Annotated in this window: 12 protein-coding genes; 8 read left to right on the top strand and 4 right to left on the bottom strand. The window is 72.0% G+C overall.

Translation table 11 applies throughout. From position 1 onward, the window contains the following. Window positions 1-7 precede the first annotated feature (7 nt). Complete coding sequence (locus R1Z03_RS12475) at window positions 8-850, bottom strand: ABC transporter permease (protein ID WP_317360164.1); 843 nt, start codon at window positions 848-850, stop codon at window positions 8-10. A 7-nt stretch (window positions 851-857) separates the two neighbouring features. Continuing rightward, the gene (locus R1Z03_RS12470) at window positions 858-1,856 is read right to left on the bottom strand and encodes an aliphatic sulfonate ABC transporter substrate-binding protein (protein ID WP_317360162.1); all 999 of its coding nucleotides are present in this window, start codon (window positions 1,854-1,856) and stop codon (window positions 858-860) included. Window positions 1,857-2,286: 430 nt separating this feature from the next. On the opposite strand from R1Z03_RS12470, the gene R1Z03_RS12465 reads away from it, so the two are divergent. Genes R1Z03_RS12465 through ssuD form a run of 3 tightly spaced genes read left to right on the top strand, consistent with a single transcriptional unit; the run spans window position 2,287 to window position 5,907 of the window. Next, entirely contained in the window at window positions 2,287-3,498 is a 1,212-nt protein-coding gene (locus R1Z03_RS12465) for an acyl-CoA dehydrogenase family protein (RefSeq protein ID WP_284409747.1), read from the top strand. Window positions 3,499-3,538: 40 nt separating this feature from the next. After that, window positions 3,539-4,720 (top strand): sigma-54 dependent transcriptional regulator, encoded by a 1,182-nt coding sequence (locus R1Z03_RS12460; RefSeq protein ID WP_317360160.1) that lies wholly within the window; start codon window positions 3,539-3,541, stop codon window positions 4,718-4,720. After that, window positions 4,717-5,907, top strand: a complete 1,191-nt coding sequence (gene ssuD / locus R1Z03_RS12455; RefSeq protein ID WP_317360157.1) for an FMNH2-dependent alkanesulfonate monooxygenase — start codon at window positions 4,717-4,719, stop codon at window positions 5,905-5,907. The genes R1Z03_RS12460 and ssuD overlap by 4 nt, the downstream gene beginning before the upstream one ends. Window positions 5,908-6,023: 116 nt before the next feature. Here ssuD and R1Z03_RS12450 read toward each other — a convergent pair whose 3' ends face one another. Then, window positions 6,024-6,290, bottom strand: a complete 267-nt coding sequence (locus R1Z03_RS12450) for a hypothetical protein (protein WP_317360154.1) — start codon at window positions 6,288-6,290, stop codon at window positions 6,024-6,026. 89 nt (window positions 6,291-6,379) lie between these two features. Further along, window positions 6,380-8,257 carry a methyl-accepting chemotaxis protein gene (locus R1Z03_RS12445; protein ID WP_317360151.1) on the bottom strand — a complete coding sequence of 626 codons (1,878 nt, stop codon included), beginning with the start codon at window positions 8,255-8,257 and terminating at the stop codon, window positions 6,380-6,382. A gap of 201 nt (window positions 8,258-8,458) precedes the next feature. Here R1Z03_RS12445 and R1Z03_RS12440 point away from each other — a divergent pair, with 201 nt between their 5' ends. The 5 genes from R1Z03_RS12440 to R1Z03_RS12420 all read left to right on the top strand — a co-directional run bounded on the left by R1Z03_RS12440 (window position 8,459) and on the right by R1Z03_RS12420 (window position 20,038). Then, window positions 8,459-9,142, top strand: a complete 684-nt coding sequence (locus R1Z03_RS12440) for a CerR family C-terminal domain-containing protein (protein ID WP_284430631.1) — start codon at window positions 8,459-8,461, stop codon at window positions 9,140-9,142. Between the two features lie 24 nt (window positions 9,143-9,166). Next, window positions 9,167-10,642, top strand: coding sequence for an efflux transporter outer membrane subunit (locus R1Z03_RS12435; protein ID WP_317360146.1), 1,476 nt, complete (start codon window positions 9,167-9,169; stop codon window positions 10,640-10,642). 82 nt (window positions 10,643-10,724) lie between these two features. Further along, window positions 10,725-11,924 (top strand): efflux RND transporter periplasmic adaptor subunit, encoded by a 1,200-nt coding sequence (locus R1Z03_RS12430; protein WP_317360144.1) that lies wholly within the window; start codon window positions 10,725-10,727, stop codon window positions 11,922-11,924. Between the two features lie 90 nt (window positions 11,925-12,014). After that, complete coding sequence (locus R1Z03_RS12425) at window positions 12,015-15,119, top strand: efflux RND transporter permease subunit (protein ID WP_317360141.1); 3,105 nt, start codon at window positions 12,015-12,017, stop codon at window positions 15,117-15,119. 182 nt (window positions 15,120-15,301) lie between these two features. Continuing rightward, the gene (locus tag R1Z03_RS12420) at window positions 15,302-20,038 is read left to right on the top strand and encodes a hypothetical protein (RefSeq protein ID WP_317360138.1); all 4,737 of its coding nucleotides are present in this window, start codon (window positions 15,302-15,304) and stop codon (window positions 20,036-20,038) included. The last annotated feature ends 45 nt before the right edge of the window (window positions 20,039-20,083 follow it).

The raw sequence follows: 20,083 nt of genomic DNA, 5'->3' as shown, positions 1-20,083 counted from the left end.
CGTTGGTTCAGTCCCGCGCAGTGCTGTCATAGGTGTCGCGCCAGGCCAGCAGGCGCTTTTCCAGCCAGGCCATGCCCGTGTCGGTGACCTTGCCCAGCAGCGCCAGCAGCACGATGGCGGCCAGCACGATGTCGGCGCGGCCCATCTCGCGGCCGTCGGTCAGCAGGTAGCCCAGGCCGCGCGTGGCGGCGATGAGTTCGGCCGCCACCATGAACATCCACGCCAGGCTCAGGCCGTTGCGCAGCCCGGTCAGCACCGCCGGCAGGGCGGCCGGCAGCAGCACGCGGCGCACCATGGCGACGGCGCCCAGCCGGTACATGCGGGCGGCCTCGACCAGCTTGCGGTCCACGTCGCGAAAGCCCGAGGCCACGCCCATGTAGACCGGGAAGAACGCGCCGATGGCAATCAGCGCGATCTTGGACGCCTCGTCGATGCCCAGCCACAGCAGCAGCAGCGGCACCCAGGCCAGCGACGGAATGGCGCGCAGCGCCTGGAAGGTCGGGTCCAGCAGCCCTTCGGCCCGGCGCGAGAGCCCGACCAGCGCACCGATGGCGATGGCCAGCACGGTGCCGATGGCAAAGCCCGCCGCCACGCGCGCGCTGCTGGCGAGCACATGGCCGGCCAGGCCCTGCCCGCCGAAGGCGATCAACGTTTGCACGATCTCGGTGGGCGCGGGCAGCAGGTGCGGGCTGACCCAGCCGGCGCGCACGGCGCCTTCCCACACGGCCACCACCCCGGCCGGCAGGATCCAGCCCGTGCCCAGCACGCTCCAGCCCCGGCGGCGCGGTGCGGTGCGGGCGGTCTCCACGGCCGGGCCGATGCCGGACCATTCCTGCGGGTGGGCGGACATGGCGCGGTCAGGCCGGCGACGCCGCCGGCGCATTCGTCACGCTGCGCGCGAACTGCGTGTCCACCAGGTCGGTGACCACTTGGTTCAACGCCGTGCCGGGCCGCACCAGGGCTTCGGACAACAGCAGCGGGGCGGCGCCCTGCAGCGCGGCGATGTGTTCCTGCGACGGCTGCGGGTTGGACAGATCGGTGCGCAGCTTGAGCTGCAGCAGCGCCACCTCCAGGCTGACCTTGGCCTCCTCCGACAGGATCCTGGCCGCCTCGGTGGTGTGGGCCAGGATCCATTGGCGGGCGCGCTCGTAGCCGGCCAGCACGCGGCGCGTCTCGGCGGCGCGCTGGGCCAGGAACTCTTCGCGCACGTTCAAAAAACCGTAGGTGTTGAACGCCACGTTGCGGTAGATGAGGCGCGAGCCCGCATCCAGCTCGCTGGCGGCCATCAGCGGATCGAGCCCCGCCCAGGCGTCCACGCGGCCCTGCTCCAGCGCGGTGCGGCCGTCGGCGTGCTGCAGCGCGACGATCTCCACGTCGTTGCGCTTCAAACCGGCCACCTGCAGCGCACGCAGCAAAAAGAGGTACGGGTCGGTGCCCTTGGTGGCGGCGACCTTCTTGCCCTTGAGTTCCTTCACCGACTGGATGGGCGAATCCTTGCGCACCACCAGCGCCGTCCATTCAGGGCGCGAGAAGATGTACGGTGCCCGGATCGGGTTGCCGTTGGCCTTGGACAGCAGCGCGGCCAGCCCGGCCGACGAGCCGATGTCGATGCTGCCCGCATTCAAATACTCCAGCGCGCGGTTGCTGCCCGCGCTGAACACCCACTTCACGGCCGTGCCGTCCTGCTTGAACGACTCTTCCAGCCAGCCGAAGCGGCGCAGCACCAGGCTGGAGGGCGAATAGGTGGCGTAGTCCAGGCGCAGTTCCTTGAGCGGCTGCGCGGCGTGCGCGGTGTGCGAGGCCAGGGGCCCGGCCAGCGCTGCGGCGCCGGCCGACAGCAGGGTGCGTCGTTGCATGGTGGTGGGTTCCCGGTGAATGCGGTGAGGGTGCGGCGCAGTATCGGGCGCGGCTTGCCGCACGGCCAAGAACGTTATTCGTCTATTTTTATGAGAAACCTGCCGCCCCTGGCGTGCCCCTGACGCGCCCCTGAAAACCGGCCGGCTGGCCTGCACCAGCCGCCGCAGGCAAGCAGCAAATTGCGCACGAATCACCCAGCAGGCCGCTGCGCGCACGGCGCGGCGGGCCGGTGCAACCCACGGCGACGCGGGTTGCACCGCGCCCCATGCCCGCCCGGCAGGCCGCGGCGCGCGCATCGGCCAAAAACCGCATAAGCACGCGCGAATTCCGCATGTGGCGAGCCCGCGCGCCTGCGCACACTGGACCCACTCGCGGCGGCGGGCGCCCCTGGCCCCTGACCGCCCCCACCCCTTTGCCGGCGCCCCACCCATGTCCTCACGCGACCCCCAACTGCACCCGCCCGAAGCCCCGCCCACGGCACCCGCCTCGCCCCTGCCCACCGCCCAGGCGCTGGCCGACCGCTTCGCCGCCACCGCTGCCGAGCGCGATGCCCGCGGCGGCACGCCGAAGGCCGAGCGCGATGCGCTGCGCGCCAGCGGCCTGCTGTCGCTCTCCATCCCCACCGCGCAGGGCGGCCAGGGCGCCGACTGGGCGACCACGCTGCAGACCGTGCGCACCCTCGCGCAGGCCGACAGCTCGCTGGCCCACGTCTACGGCTTTCACCACCTGCTGCTGGCCACCGTGCGCCTGTTCGCGCGGCCCGAACAGTGGGTGCCATGGCTGGAGCAGACAGCGCGCAAGCAATGGTTCTGGGGCAACGCGCTCAACCCGCTGGACACGCGCACCGCCGTGCGCCGCATCGGCGACTGGTACGACTTCTCGGGCAAGAAGAGCTTTTGCTCGGGCGCGCTGGATTCCGAGATGCTGGTCGCCTCGGGCATCGACGAACACACCGGCCAGTTGCTGATCGCCGCCATTCCCACGGCCCGCGCAGGCATCACCCTGAACGGCGACTGGAACAGCTTCGGCCAGCGCCAGACCGACAGCGGCAGCGCCCTGTTCGAGAACGTGCGCGTGGAGGGCAGCGAGCTGCTGCGCGACCCCGGCCCGCTGACCACGCCGCGCTCGTCGCTGCGGCCGCTGCTGGCGCAGCTGGTGTTCGTGCACCTGTTCCTGGGCCTGGCCGAGGGCGCGTTCGCGCAGGCGCGGCACTACACGCTGAACGAGTCGCGCCCCTGGTTCCGCTCGCCCGCCGAACGCGCCAGCGAAGACCCGTACATCCAGTCGCACTACGGCGAATTCTTCGTCGGGCTGGAGAGCGTGCGCCTGCTGGCCGCGCAGGCCGCCGCCACGTTCGATGCGGCCTGGGCGCAAGGCGACGCGCTGGACGCCGAAGGCCGGGGCCGCGTGGCGGTGGCCGTGGCAACGGCCAAGGTGGCCTCCACCCGCGTGGGGCTGGACGTGACCAGCCGGCTTTTCGAGACCACCGGCGCGCGCGCCACGCACGGCGCGCTGCGGCTGGACCGCTTCTGGCGCAACCTGCGCACGCAGACGCTGCACGACCCGGTGGACTACAAGCTGCAGGAGCTGGGCGACTGGGCGCTGCACGCCAGGGTGCCGGCGCCGTCGTTCTATTCGTGATCGCCCGGCACGATCGCTTTCAAACTCCAGGCTGAAGACCATGGCGACCCTCCCCGCATGGCCCGCCGCACCGGCCCGCACCGCCACCGCCACGCCCGCCGCCCCCGAGGCCGGCCTGGCGTGGATCTTCGAAGACCCGCGCTCCAAGGCGCTGCTGGCCGAGGTGGAGCAGGTGGCGCCCAGCGACGCCGGCGTGCTGATCACCGGCGAGAGCGGCACCGGCAAGGAACTGATCGCGCGCTACCTGCACAGCCGCAGCCCGCGCAGCGCCGCGCCCTTCGTGGCCGTGGGCTGCGGCGCGTTCTCCGAAGCGCTGGTGGACTCGGAGCTGTTTGGCCATGAAAGCGGCGCCTTCCCCGGCGCCTTCGGGGCGCAGCCCGGCTGGTTCGAGGAAGCCCATGGCGGCACCATCTTCCTGGACGAGGTGAACGACCTGCCGCTGGCCGTGCAGAACAAGCTGCTGCGCGTGCTGCAGCAGCGCGAGGTGGTGCGCGTGGGCGGGCGCCAGCCCATTCCCATCGACGTGCGCATCGTGGCCGCCGCGTCGGTGGACCTGCAGGCGCTGGTGCTGCAGCAGCGCTTTCGCAAGGACCTGTACTACCGCCTGAACGTGGTGAGCCTGGAGGTGCACACGCTGCGCGAGCGCCCGGGCGACATCGTGCCGCTGGCGCGCCATTTCATCGACGCCTACAGCCGGCGCCTGGGCTACCCGCGCCCGCAGCTCACACCCGCCGCCGAACGCGCGCTGCAGCAGGCGCCCTGGCCCGGCAACGTGCGCGAGCTGGAAAACACCATCCACCGCACGCTGCTGCTGGGCGATGGCCGCACGCTGGACGCCGCCGATCTGCGGCTGTCCGGCACCACGCGGCCGGGCACCGAGCCCGAAGCCCCGGCGCCAGCGGCGCCAGCGGCGCCGCCGCAGGCGCCGAACCCCTCGCCCCCGGGCCTGCCGCTGCTGCGCCAGGCCGTGCGCCAGCTGTGCGAAGCGCATGTGCCCGCGCTCTACCAGACGGTGGAAGACGCCGTGCTGCTGGAAGTCTTCCGCTGGTGCCACTACAGCCAGAGCGAGGCCGCACGCGTGCTGGGCCTGAGCCGCAACGTGGTGCGCGCGCGGCTCATCCGCCTGGGCGAGGTCGGCGCGCCGCGCCGCGCCGGCGCCGATGCGGGCGCGCCACCCGCCGAATTCCCATCCGACACCGATTCCGAAAGCCCTTCCCCATGAGTCCGACCCCCGACCTCTTCTGGTTCCTGCCCACCTCGGGCGACACGCGCTACCTGGGCACCTCCGACTTCGGCCGCGCGCCCACCAATGCCTACCTGCGCCAGATCGCGGTGACCTCCGAGCAGCTGGGCTACGACGGCCTGCTCATTCCCACCGGCAGCTCGTGCCTGGACCCGTGGGTGACCGCCGCCAGCCTGGTGCCCGTCACCCAGCGCATCAAGCTGCTGGTGGCCCTGCGCACCTCGCTGGGCAACCCCACCGCGTCGGCGCGGCAGGCCGCCTCGCTCGATCAGGCCCTGGGCCCCGGCCGCCTGCTGCTGAACGTGGTGCCCGGCGGCGATGCGACCGAGCTGGCGGCCGACGGCGTGTTCTACAGCCACGACGAGCGCTACGCCGCCAGCGACGAGTTCCTGACCCTCTGGCGCCGGCTGCTGCAGGGCGAGAAGGTCGACTTCGAAGGCCGGTACCTGAAGGTGCAGGGCGCGCAGAACTTCTTCACGCCGGCCACGCAGCCCTACCCGCCGCTGTACTTCGGCGGCTCGTCGCCTGCCGCGCACGCGCTGGCCGCGCGCCATGTCGATGCCTACCTGACCTGGGGCGAGCCACCCGCCGCCGTGGCCGGGAAGATCGCCGACGTGCGCGCCCGCGCCGCCGCCGCAGGCCGCGACCTCGACCGGCACCCGCTGCGCTTCGGCGTGCGCCTGCACGTCATCGTGCGCGAGACCAGCGAAGAGGCCTGGGCCGATGCCGACCGCCTCATCAGCCGGCTGACCGACGACGACATCGCCCGCGCCCAGCAGAACTACGCGCGCATGGATTCCGAGGGCCAGCGCCGCATGGCCGCGCTGCACGGCGGCCGGCGCGACCGGCTGGTGGTGGGCCCCAACCTGTGGGCCGGCGTGGGCCTGGTGCGCGGTGGCGCGGGCACCTCGCTGGTGGGCAATGCGCAGGAGGTGGCCGAGCGGCTGCAGGAATACGTGGACGTGGGCGTGGACCGCTTCGTGCTCTCGGGTTACCCGCACCTGGAAGAAGCCATCCGCTTCGCCGAGCTGGTGTTTCCGCTGCTGCCCGGCCGGCAGGCGGTGACGCTGCGCGACCAGTCGCTGACCGGCGGCGCGTTCGACATCCGGGCGAGCCGGCCGGCGGCGGAATCAGCGGCAGCGCCTGTGCCGGAGACCGCTCTATAAACCGCTGGAAAAAGCCATATCAGCCATTTAATTAATAGCAAACACCAAGATCCGATGGCGATTCACGGAACGGCCACGCCTCTTTCGCAAGCGAGTCCAACGCGTGTCGGCGACCATTACTGTCGGCGAAGGTACGTTGACCAAATCCAATGCGCCCCCCATGCGAAAGCCGCGCAGATGAGCATGTACGGCACCAGCGCGGCGTAAAACCCGACGGGATCTGAAGACTGAAAAATGGTGCGCCCAGCACCCGCTTTTGAAAGCGCCTGCACTTTTCCCGAACTCAAGCTGTTGGCAATGCCCATCGAACATGCCAAAGCAAAACCCGCGAGGATCAGCACGCATGTCCAGTAGCCCAGTCGTTCGTACTTGGAGGATTTCATCGGTTTCCTGAAATTGCACCCACGGCCCGCTTGCGCTGACAGCCCCCCGCTTCGGCACCCAAAGCATGCACGGAGGGTGCTAGATCGTCCTAGAAGGTTTCCCAATCATCGTCCGACCGCGATGACGGCGCAGTGGCCCGAGGGGCCGCCGGTGCCGGCGCGGCAGGCGCCTTGGACTTGGTGGCGGGGGCGGACAGCGCGGGCGCGTTCGCGGCGGGTTTGGCGGTGGAGGGAGCCGCGGATTTCGCAGCCGGCTTCGGTGCCGGCGATGCGGCCGCAGCGGGCGAAGGCGTGGCCGAGACGGCCGGGCGCGGCGGCACCGGCTGGGCCGCCACACGGGCGGGTGCCGCGACCGGGGCCGCACTGCGCGAAGGCGCGGCCGCCACCGCCGCCAGCGGCACCGCCCCGGCGTCCACGCGGAACTGCGACACGGCCTCGCGCAGGCGCTTGGCCTGCTCTTCCAGCGACGAGGCCGCCGCCGCCGACTCTTCCACCAGCGCCGCGTTCTGCTGCGTGGCCTGGTCCATCTGCACCACGGCCTGGTTCACCTGGTCGATGCCCGAGGACTGCTCGGTGGACGCGGCCGAGATCTCGCCCATGATGTCCGTCACGCGCTGCACCGAGGCCACGATCTCCTGCATGGTCGCGCCCGCGCGCTCCACCTGGGCCGAGCCCGCGCCCACCTTGCCCACCGACTCGTCGATCAGGCCCTTGATCTCCTTGGCGGCGGTGGCGCTGCGCTGGGCCAGGGCCCGCACCTCGCTGGCCACCACGGCGAAGCCCCGGCCCTGCTCGCCGGCACGCGCCGCTTCCACGGCCGCGTTCAGCGCGAGGATGTTGGTCTGGAAGGCGATGCCGTCGATCACCGCGACGATGTCCGCGATGCGGCGCGAGCTGCCCGCGATCTCCTGCATCGTCGCCACCACCTCGCCGACCGCCGCGCCGCCGCGCTGGGCCACCGCCATGCTGCTGGCGGCCAGCTGGTTGGCCTGGCGCGCGCTGTCGGCGTTCTGCTTCACGGTGGACGACAGCTGCTCCATGCTGGCGGCGGTTTCCTCCAGCGACGCGGCCTGCTGCTCGGTGCGCCCGCTCAGGTCGCCGTTGCCCAGCGCGATCTCGCGCGAGCCGGTGTGGATCTCCTCCACGCCCTGGCGCACCTGCGTGACCATGCGCGCCAGGCCCTCCTGCATGGTGCGCGCGGCGCCCATCAGGCGGCCGATCTCGTTGGACGAGCGCACCTCGATGCGCGTGGTGAGGTCGCCCTGGGCGACCTTTTCCAGCAGCGCGCCGGCGTCGTCCAGCGGCGCCAGCACGTTGCGGCGGATGAACACCCAGCACAGGACCGCCAGCACCACGCCCACCACCACCAGCACGCCGGCCGCGATCTCGGCGATCTGCAGCAGCCGCACCGACTGCGCCTGCAGGGCATTGCCGCGCTGGCCTTCGGCATCGAAGAGCTGCTTCATCAGCCCCTCCATGTCCGCCAGCAGCTTGTTGCGCTGGGCGACGATCTCCTTGCCGCTGTATTCGGCCTCGTTGCCGCCGGCCAGGCCCACGGCGCCGCGCTGCACCAGGGCGGCGTAGGCGTCGAAGGCGGTGACCATCGCCGTGGCGAGCTGGCGCTCCTGCGCCCAGTCGGCGGGCAGGCCCTGCGCCACGGACTGCAGGATGGGGCGCGCCTCCTGCATGGATTTCTCGGCGCGCGTGGTCTGCGACCGCACGCTGTCGGGCGGGTCGCCGCGCAGCACGTTGCGGTGGCCCACGGCCAGGGCGACGCGGTTGTCCCACATGCGGATCTCGGCCTGCTTGAGCGCGAGCATGTCGCGGGTCGTGCGGTCCTGCACTTCGCCGGCCATCACGCCGGCGCGGGTGCCCACCCAGCCCACCCCCACCGAGACCAGCAGCGCGCCGGTGAAGAACAGCAGCACCAGCAGCAGCGCCACCCGGATGGAAAGATTCCTGAACATGCCAACCCCTTGATTGAACCGGTCCACGGCGGACCACAACCCCACACCGTTTGCAACAAAAAGTTTGCCAGAAAAAGCCGACAAAAAATGTCGGCTACCCGGTTGATTTCGACCGGTGTGTCGGCTCGGCCACGCCCGCCGCCCACGGCGGCCCCGAGATTTAAAACAAACGTTTGATTTATCGTGGTCTAATCCGCCGCGATGTCTCCCCCCCACCCTCCCGCCGCCCCGGCCGACGCCGCCGCCGGCACCCCCACGGCCCGCCTGCGGCTGCTGCATGCGGCGCTGCGGCTGTTCGCCGAGCACGGCTACGCCAAGACGTCGATCCGCGCCATCGCGCAGGCCGCCCAGGCCAACGTGGCGGCCGTGAGCTACTACTTCGGCGACAAGGCAGCGCTGTATGCCGCGCTGTTTTCCGAACCGTTCGGCGACATGCCCTCGCTGGTGGCGGACTTCACCCGCGACGGGCTCGACCTGCGCGAGGCGATGCAGCGCTACTTCCGCGGGGTGCTGGCCCCGCTGCAGCACGGCGAGATGGCGCGCCAGTTCATGCGGCTGCACATCCGCGAGATGCTGGAGCCCACCAGCCAGTGGGAAAAGGAACTGGAGCAGGACGTGCGCCAGCCCCATGACGCCATGGTGCGGCTGCTGGGCCGGCACCTGGGCGTGGCCGGCCCCGACGACGACCTGCACCGGCTGGTGCTGGCCATCACCGGCCTGGCCTTCCAGATCTGGTGCCAGCAGGAGGTGCTGGCCGCGATGGAGCCGCAACTGCTGGCCACCCCCGAAGCCGTGGACGCCTGGACCGGCCGGCTCACCGAATACGCGCTCGCCATGGTGGCGGCCGAGCAGGCGCTGCGCGCGCCGGCCGCGGCCCCCCGCTAGCGCCATGCCTTTTTCTGGTTGCCCATGAAAACACCCCCAACGCACCGCCCCTCCCGCGCCCTGCTGGCCCTCGCCCTGCCCCTGTGGCTGGCCGCCTGCGCCGTTCCCAGCCCCGCCCCGCGCGTGGAGGCCCCCACGCCCGCCGGCTGGCAGGCGCCGCTGCCCCACGAGGGCAGCGTGGCCGACCTGGCCCGCTGGTGGGAGCGCGCCGGCGACCCGCTGCTGGCCGAGCTGATCGCCTCGGCGCAGGACATCAGCCCGAGCGTGGCGCAGGCCCGGGCGCGCCTGGCGCAGGCCCGCGCGGCCCGGGTGAGCGCGCGCGCCGCGCTGCTGCCCTCGCTGGACGGGCAGGCCAGCGCCAGCCGCGGCGTGAACGAGCAGGTGGGCGGCCTGGCCAGCACGGCCCAGGCCGCGCTGCAGGCCAGCTGGGAGGTGGACCTGTTCGGCGGCAACGCCGCCGCCAACCAGGCCGCGCTGCAGCGGCTGGCCGGCGCCCAGGCGCAGTGGCACGAGGCCCGCGTTTCCGTCGCGGCCGAGGTCGCCACGCAGTACAGCAGCTGGCGCCAGTGCCTGGCGCTGGCGGAGGTGGCCGCCTCCGATGCCGCTTCGCGCGGGCAGACCGCGCAGCTGTCGCGCCTGAGCGAGCGGGCCGGCTTCACCGCCCCCGCCACGCTCGCCCTGGCGCAGGCCAGCGAGGCCGAGGGCCGCGTGCGCGCCGAGCAGCAGCGCATGGCCTGCGAGATCGATCTCAAGACCCTGGTGGCCCTCACCGGCCGGGACGAATCCGCGCTGCGCGCCCGCGCCGCCGCCGCGCCGCTGGCACCGGCGCCCGACGCGCTCTTCGCCATCGAGGCCCTGCCGGCGCGCGTGCTGGCCCAGCGGCCCGACGTGTACGCGGCCGAGCGCGAGGTGGCGGCCACCAGCGCCGACGTGGGCAGCGCCCGCGCCCAGCAGTTGCCGCGCCTCACGCTCAGCGGCTCGGTGGGCCGCGGCTGGGTGCGCACGGGGGAGGCCAGCATCACCTCCAACACCTGGTCCATCGGGCCGGTGGGGCTGTCGCTGCCGATCTTCGATGCGGGCCGGCGCGCGGCGCAGGTGGATTCCGCCCAGGCGCAGTACGACGCGGCCGTGCAGCAGTACCGCGGCACGGTGCGCCAGGCCGTGAGCGAGGTCGAGCAGGCGCTGGTGCGCCTGGCCAGCACCGCCGCGCGCAGCACCGATGCGCAGCGCGCCGCGGACGGCTACCGCGCCTCGTTCACCGCCACCGAGGCGCGCTGGCGCGGCGGGCTGGCCAGCCTGGTCGAGCTGGAGGATTCGCGCCGCACGGCGCTGGCCTCCGAGACCGCGCTCATCACCCTGCGGCAGGAGCGCATGGCAGCCTGGATCGGCCTGTACCGCGCGGCGGGCGGCGGCTGGGAGGCCGAGGCCACCCCGCAGGCCGCCGCTGCGGCGCCCCTGCCCCCATCGACCCTGGCCCCTTCCGCCACGCCCGCCCAGTGAGCCGCCATGCACCTCCGCGCACTCGCCCCCATCTCCCGCTTTGTCTTCAGTCGCCGTCGTTGACCGCATGAATGGAACCCCCATGCAGCGCATGAAATTCACCCCCTCCTCCCTCCCCGCGGCGCTGGCCGTGCTGGCCGTGTGCGTGCTCGCCGCCGCCGGCGCGCTGATGGCCGCCGGCCCCTCGCGCGCGGCGGACGATGCCAAAAGCGCCAAGGCCGGCGAGCCCCGGCCCGCGCTCACCGTCACCACCACGCAGCCCACGCGCACCTCACTGGCGCAGCGCCTGCCCGCCAACGGCAACGTCGCCGCGTGGCAGGAGGCCAGCATCGGCACCGAAAGCAGCGGCCTGCGCCTGACCGACGTGCGCGTGAACGTGGGCGACACGGTGCGCGCCGGCCAGGTGCTGGCCACCTTCGCGCCCGAGACGCTGCAGGCCGACGTGGCCCAGGCCCGGGCGAGCCTGCTGGAGGCCCGCGCGAGCGCCGCCGAGGCCGCCGCCAACGCCGAGCGCGCCCGCACGCTGCAGGCCAGCGGCGCCCTGAGCCAGCAGCAGATCCAGCAGTACTCGACCGCCGGCGAGACCGCCCAGGCCCGCGTGGAGGCGGCGCAGGCGGCCCTCAACGCGCAGCAGCTGCGGCTCAAGCATGCCCAGGTGCTGGCACCGGACAGCGGCGTCATCTCCTCGCGCACGGCCACCGTGGGCGCGGTGCTGGGCGCGGGCACCGAACTCTTTCGCATGGTGCGCAAGGGCCGCCTGGAATGGCGCGCCGAGGTCACCTCCAACGACCTGCCGCGCATCCGCCCCGGCAGCCAGGTGATCGTGACGGCCGCCAGCGGCGCGCAGGTGCCGGGCACGGTGCGCATGATCGCCCCCACCGTCGATCCGCAGACGCGCAACGGCCTGGTCTATGTGGACCTGCCCATCCACCCCGATGTGCGCGCAGGCATGTTCGCGCGCGGCGATTTTCTGCTGGGGCAGCGCGATGCGCTCAGCGTGCCGCAGTCGTCGGTGGTGGTGCGCGACGGCTTCAGCAGCGTGTTCGAGATCGGCGAGGGCAGCCGCGTGGTGATGCGCCGCGTGCAGACCGGCCAGCGCACGGGCGACCGGGTGGAGATCGTCTCGGGCCTGCAGCCGGGCGTGACGGTGGTCGAGCGCGGCGGCGCGTTCCTGAACGACGGCGACCTGGTGCGCGTGCAGGCCGCAGCGCCCGCAGCAGCGGCGTCCGCGCCGGCGCCCCGGCCCGCGGCATCCACATCAAAAATGCCTGCAGCACAATAAGCACTAGGGCATCATGCTACTAAATAAGGAGCAAAACATGCTTTTGCCCGGTTGCCACCGCGGCCCCGCTGCCGCCCGCAAGGACCTGCCATGAACCTCTCCGCCTGGTCCATCCGAAACCCGATTCCGGCCGCGATGCTGTTCGTGCTGCTCTCCTTCGCGGGGATGCTGTCGTTCCACGCGATGAAGGTGCAGAACTTTCCCGACATGGACCTGCCCGTGGTCATGGTCACCGCGTCGCTGCCGGGCGCGGCGCCGGGGCAGCTGGAAACCGACGTGGCGCGCAAGATCGAGAACGCCATCGCCACCACCCAGGGCCTCAAGCACATCACCTCGACCCTGGTGGACGGCACGGCCACCATCGCGGCCGAGTTCCAGCTCGAAAAGCCGGTGCAGGAAGCGGTGGACGACGTGCGCTCGGCCGTGAGCCGCGTGCGCGCCGACCTGCCGGCCGACCTGCGCGACCCCATCGTCGCCAAGCTCGAACTGTCGTCCCAGCCCATCCTGGCGTTCGCCATCGCGTCCGACCGCCTGGACGACGAGGCGCTGTCGTGGTTCGTGGACGACACCCTCACCCGCCGCCTGCTGGCCGTGCCGGGCGTGGGCGCGGTGAACCGCGTGGGCGGCGTGTCGCGCGAGGTGCGCGTGTCGCTCGACCCGCTGCGCCTGCAGGCCCTGCGGGCCACGGCCGCGGACGTGTCGCGCCAGTTGCGCCAGGTGCAGATCGAGAGCGCGGGCGGCCGCGCCGACCTCGGCGGCGCGGAGCAGCCCGTGCGCACCATCGCCACCGTGCAGACGGCGCAGGAGATCGGCGCCATGGACATCCCGCTCACCGACGGCCGCCACATCCGGCTCGACCAGGTGGCCACCATCAGCGACACCGTGGCCGAGCAGCGCACCGCCGCGCTGCTGGACGGCAAGCCGGTGATCGGCTTCGAGGTCTCGCGCAGCCGCGGCGCCAGCGAGGTCGAGGTGGGCGCGGGCGTGCAGCGGGCGCTGGACAAGCTCCAGGCCGAGCGGCCCGACCTGCACCTCACGCGCACGGTCGATTTCGTGGACATCGCCAGCGACGAGTACGACAGCTCCATGCGCCTGCTGTACGAAGGCGCCATCCTGGCCGTGGTCGTGGTGTGGCTCTTCCTGCGCGACTGGCGCGCGACCATCGTCTCGGCCGTGGCGCTGCCGCTGTCGGTCATCCCGGCCTTTATCGGCATGCACCTGCTGGGCTTTTCCATCAACATCATCACGCTGCTGGCGCTGTCGCTGGTGGTGGGAATCCTGGTGGACGACGCCATCGTGGAGGTGGAGAACATCGTGCGCCACCTGCGCATGGGCAAGTCGCCCTACCAGGCGGCGATGGAGGCGGCCGACGAGATCGGCCTGGCGGTGATCGCCACCACCTTCACGCTGATCGCGGTGTTCCTGCCCACCGCGTTCATGAGCGGCATCGCCGGGCGCTTTTTCAAGCAGTTCGGCTGGACGGCGGCGCTGGCGGTGTTCGCCTCGCTGGTGGTGGCGCGGCTGCTCACGCCCATGATGGCGGCCTACCTCATGAAACCCATGGTGGCGCAGGAGAAGGAGCCGCGCTGGCTGGGCACCTACATGCGCGCCTCGGCCTGGTGCCTGCGCCACCGCGTGATCACGCTGCTGGGCGCGCTGCTGTTCTTCGCCGGCTCGATCGCGCTGATCCCGCTGCTGCCCTCGGGCTTCATCCCGGCCGACGACAACGCGCAGACCCAGGTCAACCTGGAGCTGCCGCCCGGCAGCCTGCTGGCCGATGCCCGCGTGGCGGTGGCGCAGGCCACCGAGCGCGTGCAGCGCGTGGGCCACGTGGCGAGCATCTACACCACCATCGGCGGCGGCTCGGCCGGCGCCGACCCGTTCGCCGGGGCCGGCGTGGGCGACCCGCGCAAGGCCACGCTCACCCTGCGCATGGACCCGCGCGGCGAGCGCCCGCGCAAGCAGGTCATCGAGCAGCAGCTGCGCGCCGCGCTGGAAGACCTGCCCGGCGTGCGCGTGAAGATCGGGCTGGGCGGCTCCAACGACAAGTACGTGCTGGCCCTGGCCAGCGAAGACCCGCAGGCCCTGGCCACGGCCGCGCAGGCGGTCGAGCGCGGCATCCGCACCATCCCGGGCATCGGCGGCGTGAGCTCCACCGCCAGCCTGGTGCGCCCCGAGATCGCCGTGCGCCCGGACTTCGCGCGCGCCGCCGACCTGGGCGTGACCAGCAGCGCCATCGCCGAGACCCTGCGCGTGGCCACGGTGGGCGATTACGACCAGTACCTGCCGAAGCTGAACCTGGCGCAGCGCCAGGTGCCCATCGTCGTGCGCCTGGACAACGCGGCGCGCGAGGACCTGTCGGTGCTGGAGCGCCTCACGGTGCCCGGCACCCGCGGGCCGGTGCGCCTGGGCGAGGTCGCCACGCTGGAGGTGGCGGGCGGGCCGGCCGTCATCAGCCGCTACGACCGCTCGCGCAACGTCAACTTCGAGATCGAGCTGGGCGCGCGCGGCCTGGGCGAGGTGACCGAGGCCGTCAAGCAGCTGCCCGCCGTCGCCCAGCTGCCCGCGAGCGTGCGCCTGATCGACGTGGGCGATGCCGAGATGATGGGCGAGCTGTTCGCCAGCTTCGGCCTGGCGATGCTCACGGGCGTGATCTGCATCTACCTCGTGCTGGTGCTGCTGTTCAAGGACTTCCTGCAGCCGGTGACCATCCTGGCGGCGCTGCCGCTGTCGCTGGGCGGGGCGTTCGTGGCGCTGCTGGTGGCGGGCAAGAGCTTTTCGATGCCCTCGCTCATCGGGCTCATCATGCTGATGGGCATCGCCACCAAGAACTCCATCCTGCTGGTGGAGTACGCCATCGTGGCGCGCCGCGACCAGGGCATGAGCCGCTGGGACGCGCTGCTGGATGCCTGCCACAAGCGCGCGCGGCCCATCATCATGACCACGCTCGCCATGGGCGCCGGCATGATGCCCATCGCCCTGGCGCTGGGCAGCGCCGACATGAGCTTTCGCTCGCCCATGGCGGTGGCGGTGATCGGCGGGCTCATCACCTCGACCGTGCTCAGCCTGCTGGTGGTGCCGGCGGTGTTCACCTACGTGGACGACTTCGCGCAGTGGTTTCAGCGCCGGGTGATGCGGCGGCCCCCACCAGCCCCCCAGGCACCCCGCGCGCCCGAAGCGCCGCACCCGCTGTGAGTGGCGGCGCGGCGGCGCCCTGCCATCGGTGCCGCCCGCCCCTCTAGCACAGGGTTTGCGCTGCTGCGCCCAAGGCGCGGCGGCCTTTTCGCGTGCAGATGCACGGCTTCGCATCACCGGGAAGGCTGCCAGGACTTGTATACAACCATGGGATTCCAGAAGAATTCCAGGGAGACAAGACCATGCGTGCCACCAGTTCAGGGGAAATCCAGCCGGCCGGACGGCCTCCGTCCACGCCCGCACGGCCTGCGTCCCCGGTCCCGGATGCCCCGGAGCGCAGCGCCAGCCTGAAGGGGCCGGAGGGGCTCGCTGCGCGCGGCAAGAGCGGATCGGCGGCGGTCTACACCACCGCCAACATGGCGCAGCGCTCGGACCGGACCGTCCTGTCCAAGCTCAAAAGCCTCTGGAAGGGCGGCAAGACCACGGCCAACGCCAGCCTGGGCCCGCTGGCGGTGGGCACGCAGACCCAGCACCCGGTGGTGCGGCACAACCAGGTGCAGGCGCCGCGGTTCGAGGCGGACGGACGGGTGCCACTGCCCAACGCCACCAAGACCGGGCTGGCGCAGGCCGTGCAGGAGGCACTGCACCAGGTGGAGACCGGCCAGTCGCCCGGTACCGAAGGATCGGGCCGGGACGGCGGCATCGCGGGCACGGCGGCGCACTGGGCCCAGCAGGCGCTGTCCGTGCTGTCGCTGGGCAAGGGCCCTGCCAGCGTGCCCAGCGACGCGCTGGAGATGTTCTATGAAGCCGGGGGCCTCAAGGCAAGGGGCCAGAGCAGCCAGGGCAGCGCCACGGCGGAGACGAAGTCCATCGTGCTGGGCCATCTGGAAGGCCTGGTCCATGCCGAGAAGGCCAAGGCCACCATCCACCTGGCCACCCAGGCCGCGTTGCCCGGTGGCGCGCGCGTGAACACGGAAGGCGCATTGCAGCAGCTGACCGACGCCGCCAAGGCCGCCGAGCAGCGCTCCAAGGACGCGGCGACCGCCGCCAACGCCAGGATGGTCGCCGAACTGCTCTCGGGCGTGCCCGAGCCCCTGCAGCCCCGGCTGCAAGCAGCCACCGACACGCTGGTCGCGGCCCTGAACCACGGCACCAAGGTGCCCGACGTGCTGGCCGTCGAGCTGCTGATCAACACCGCCCGCGACACCTTTGCCGGGGATCCCGAGGGGCTGGCGACGGCCATGGAAAACCTGTCGCACAGCTCGCCGGCCCGGCTGGTCGGCCTGGTGCACGACGCCCTGCAGCCTTCCCCACCGGACCACGAAACCCGCGCCGACCTGCAGCCGCTGTCGCGCCTGGCGTGCGCCATCGCCAGGCCGGCAGGCGGCATGCGCCTGCTGGCCAGGATGACGGACCCTCCCGCCGCCGGGACCCGGCAGGATGCCTTGCAAGTGGCCATGTCGGCGATGCTGCATCTGCAGTCGTCCCGGCAGCAGGAGGGCCCCGGGTCGGCCGAAGCCCCGGCGGACATGGCGTTGCTGCGCGACGCAGTGGCGCATGCGGTCGAGCTGGCCCAGCCACGGCACCACCCGGTGCCCGAATCCGAGCGGACAGTGGCGCAGCGCACCGCGTTCCATTGCCTGCAGAACGGGTTCACGACCAAGGCGCCGGGATCCAGCTACGACCGCGTGCGCCAGCGGCTGCTGCAGTTCAGCGACGGCGCGCTCGACCAGACCAGCCAGCGCAACGCGCGCGCGGCGTCCGGGCGGATGGGGCGGTTCCAGAACTGGCTGACGGGCGGGCTGCCCAAGGCCATCGTCAAGAACTCGGCGGGCATGGAAGGGCTGCTCGCGCCTGCGCTGCCCGCCATCGCGTCCTGGCTGCCTGGCGCGCAGCCGACGATGTGGCGCAAATCGGTCATGCGCAAGATGACCGCCGCCGCCAGCGAGAACGGCATGCTGCCGCGCCGCGACGAAGCCGTGGCATCGCTGCACCGCACCGCCACCGACCTGCGCATCGATCTCCAAGCGCGCGCAGGGGCCGGCGCGCTGCCGGCCGAAACCCTGATGCTCGGGGTGCTGAAGGAGCTGGGGCTGGGCGGGAGCGCGCCGGCCCCTTCGCAGAACACGCTCAAGCACCTGGGCAAGGGCTTTTTCCAGAAAGTGGAGGCCCACCTGGGGGCCGAGGGCATGGCCGGGCTGCCCCCGGGCCTGGCCGCCGACTGGCAATCGCTGCGCGGCAGCCGCCCCAATGTCGGGCACATCCTGAGGGTGCTGGGAGAGCACACCGATCTGCGCGCGCTGGCCGATGGCACGCTGTCGCCCACGGTGGGCCCCACCCAGGTCGCCCGGGGCCTGCGCACCGATGCCATCGCCCACGAAGCCATCGGCGGCTTCCACGAGATTGCCGAAGCGGCCAGGGCCGCGGCCGGCGTGGAAGCGCCGCAGACCCGGGCACTGGCCGACCTGATGGTGGTGTCGGCCGACCTGCTGGCCAAGGTGAAGCCCGCGGCCGCCTTGCGGTCCCTGCGCATCGACACCTTCGAGGCCATCGAAAGCAAGCTCACCCAGGACTGGCTCAAGACCCTGCCCGAGGGCGAGCGGCCGTCCCGGGAAGAGGCCCTGGACCAGGTGCAGGACGCCTGGCCCGCTTCGGTGCGCAGCGCCTGGTCCCAGATGAAGGAATCGGGCGACGATGCGGGCCGGCTGATGCGCACCCTGGTCGATGCGGCCCTGGCCGTGCCATGGAGCCCGCCTGCGGCCACCACCGGCGCGGCCTCCGGCAGCACCGCGCCCCGCACAGTGGCCGATACCGTGAAAACGGCGGCGCCCGCGCTGCAGGCCCTGCAGCGGGACGTGCACGTGAACCGCTTCGAGCTGTGCGTGTCCGACACCATCACGCTGTTCAACGACCTGCGCGGCCCGGCCGACGCGGCCGAAGTGATGAAATCGCTGTCGCAGCGCATCAGCCTGGGCGAGAAGATCAAGAGCAGCGATGCGCGGCTGGCCCGGCTGGAACTGGGCAAGGCCGTGTCGGTGACCACCGCCACGCCGGAACTCGTCACGCCGATCGCGGGCATCGGCCTGGGGCACGAGCGCTCGATGGACCTGAACATGGTCGGTGCGGCCATGCAGATGCAGATCGCCACGGCGGACTCCAAGAACGCCAACGTGGGGCTCAGCGTGGGCCTGCGGCGCGAGCTGGGGAACCAGGACCACGAGTTCAACCTGGGCGATGACGAAGCAGGCATCGCGCTGCGCTTCGACATGCGCCTGGAGGCCGGCGGCGAAATCTCGCGCACCGAGGGCGTGAGCCTGCGCATGCAGCGCACCGCCTCCCATGAGGACACCTTGCGGCGGCACTTCGCCGATGCGCTCATTGCCATGGCCCACGGGGGCGGCGCATCGACGGAAGGGGCCCTGGAGATGGACCCGCTGGCCCACCTGCTGGAGCACTTTCCTGCGCTGGCCGTGGCGGAGCTGTCCAACACCAAACGCAGCCGCACGTCCGAGATGGCCATCGGCGCCAACGCCATGGTCCGCGCGCGCGGGCCGCGGGACCGCGACGAGCACGACCGCAAGGCCACGCGGCGCGCCATCGGCGTCGGCGTGCAGGCGGGGGTCGCCAGCAGCAACCAGCGTTCGCGCTCGGTGCAGACGGAAAGCCGTTCGGGGCTGAATGTGGAGGAATACAAGCTGTCAGCGCAGCACCGGGCCGATGTCCGTGCGAGCGCCAACGCCAGCCTGGGGCTGGTGCCGGCATCCAGGCACGATCCGGAAAGGGCCGCCCAGGCGCGCGGGGCCGGGCTGGATTTTCGCAAGCAGCTGGCCAACAGCGGGGTCGATACCACGCTGCGCATGACGACCCGCCATGGCGAAACCTGGGCCGACCAGACCCAGATGATCCGCGAGTTCGAAGACCTGGATGATTTTCTGGCCGAGCTCGAACCCCGGATGCACGAGTTCGTTTCGGTCATGGCCGCACGCGACGGCGTGCCGCATGCCTCGGCGGAAGAAAAGACCGGCCGCGCCTGGCTGCGCCTGCAGGACACCCTGGTCCAGGCCGCACAGGCCAGCGCGCCTGGCATGACGTTTTCCGTGGTGACCAAGCTGCGCCCCCAGGCGGCTGAGGCCTACGACAAGCTGCAGGGCCTGGCACAGCAAGCCACCGAGACGGGCCAGAAAGCCGCCGCCGCAGCGCAGCAGGCGACCGAAGCCGCCCGGCGAGCCACCATGGAAAGCCAGCAGGCCCAGGCCGCCATCCGGCGGGCCGCTGCCGCGGGCCAGCCCGCCGAGGCACTGGCCCAGCAAGAGGCCGCGGCACGATTGCGGGACCTGGCGGCCACCCAGCAGGCCGAGGCAGCGCGCCAGCAGGCGATTGCGCAGGCACAGCAGGCCAAGGCCGACGGCTACCGGGCCAAGGTGCGCACCTTGCTGGACAGCCACGACGCCTGGACCGCCAACAACCTGCAATTCAAGACGAAGGCCAAGGACGAGGCATCGCAGAGCGCTGCCCTCGGCATGCTGCAGGGCAAGGCGGCGTCGGAGTCCACCCGGCTGCACGAATTCCTGCCGGCAGGCTCCCAGCAGGTGGGCCGCACCCCGCAGCAGCACGCCGCGGCCCCGGATGACCACTCGGCCCGATGGGCGCCGAAATTCTCCCCGGTGGCACAGAACCCCGAGCCCAGGCCCGATCCTGAAACGGAAGTCGAAATCGAACGGAAGCCGGCGGCCGCCGCCGATCCCCAGGCGGTCTGGCGCGCACGCGCCGAAGCCCAGGCCACCAAGCTCGCGGCCCAGGCGCAACAGCAAGCGCAGGGTCTCTTCACCCGGGCCAACGACGGCGTGAACAAGCCGCCGGCGCCCGAAGTGCCGGTGGAGGACGAACCGACCCCGCAGACACCCGAAGCGCAGGCCGTGGACCCCCCCGTCCAGCAACAGCGACCGACGCTGGGCCAGTTGTTCAAGGAACCCTTCTGAGACCACCGCCCCTCCACCCGCGGATTCCCGGCGGCCTCCACGACC

The sequence above is a fragment of the Acidovorax sp. BLS4 genome, assembly GCF_032929295.1.
GTDB lineage: Bacteria > Pseudomonadota > Gammaproteobacteria > Burkholderiales > Burkholderiaceae_C > Paracidovorax.
Note: the sequence above shows the minus strand (reverse complement) of the source record. Positions and strands in the feature narration are given on the sequence as shown.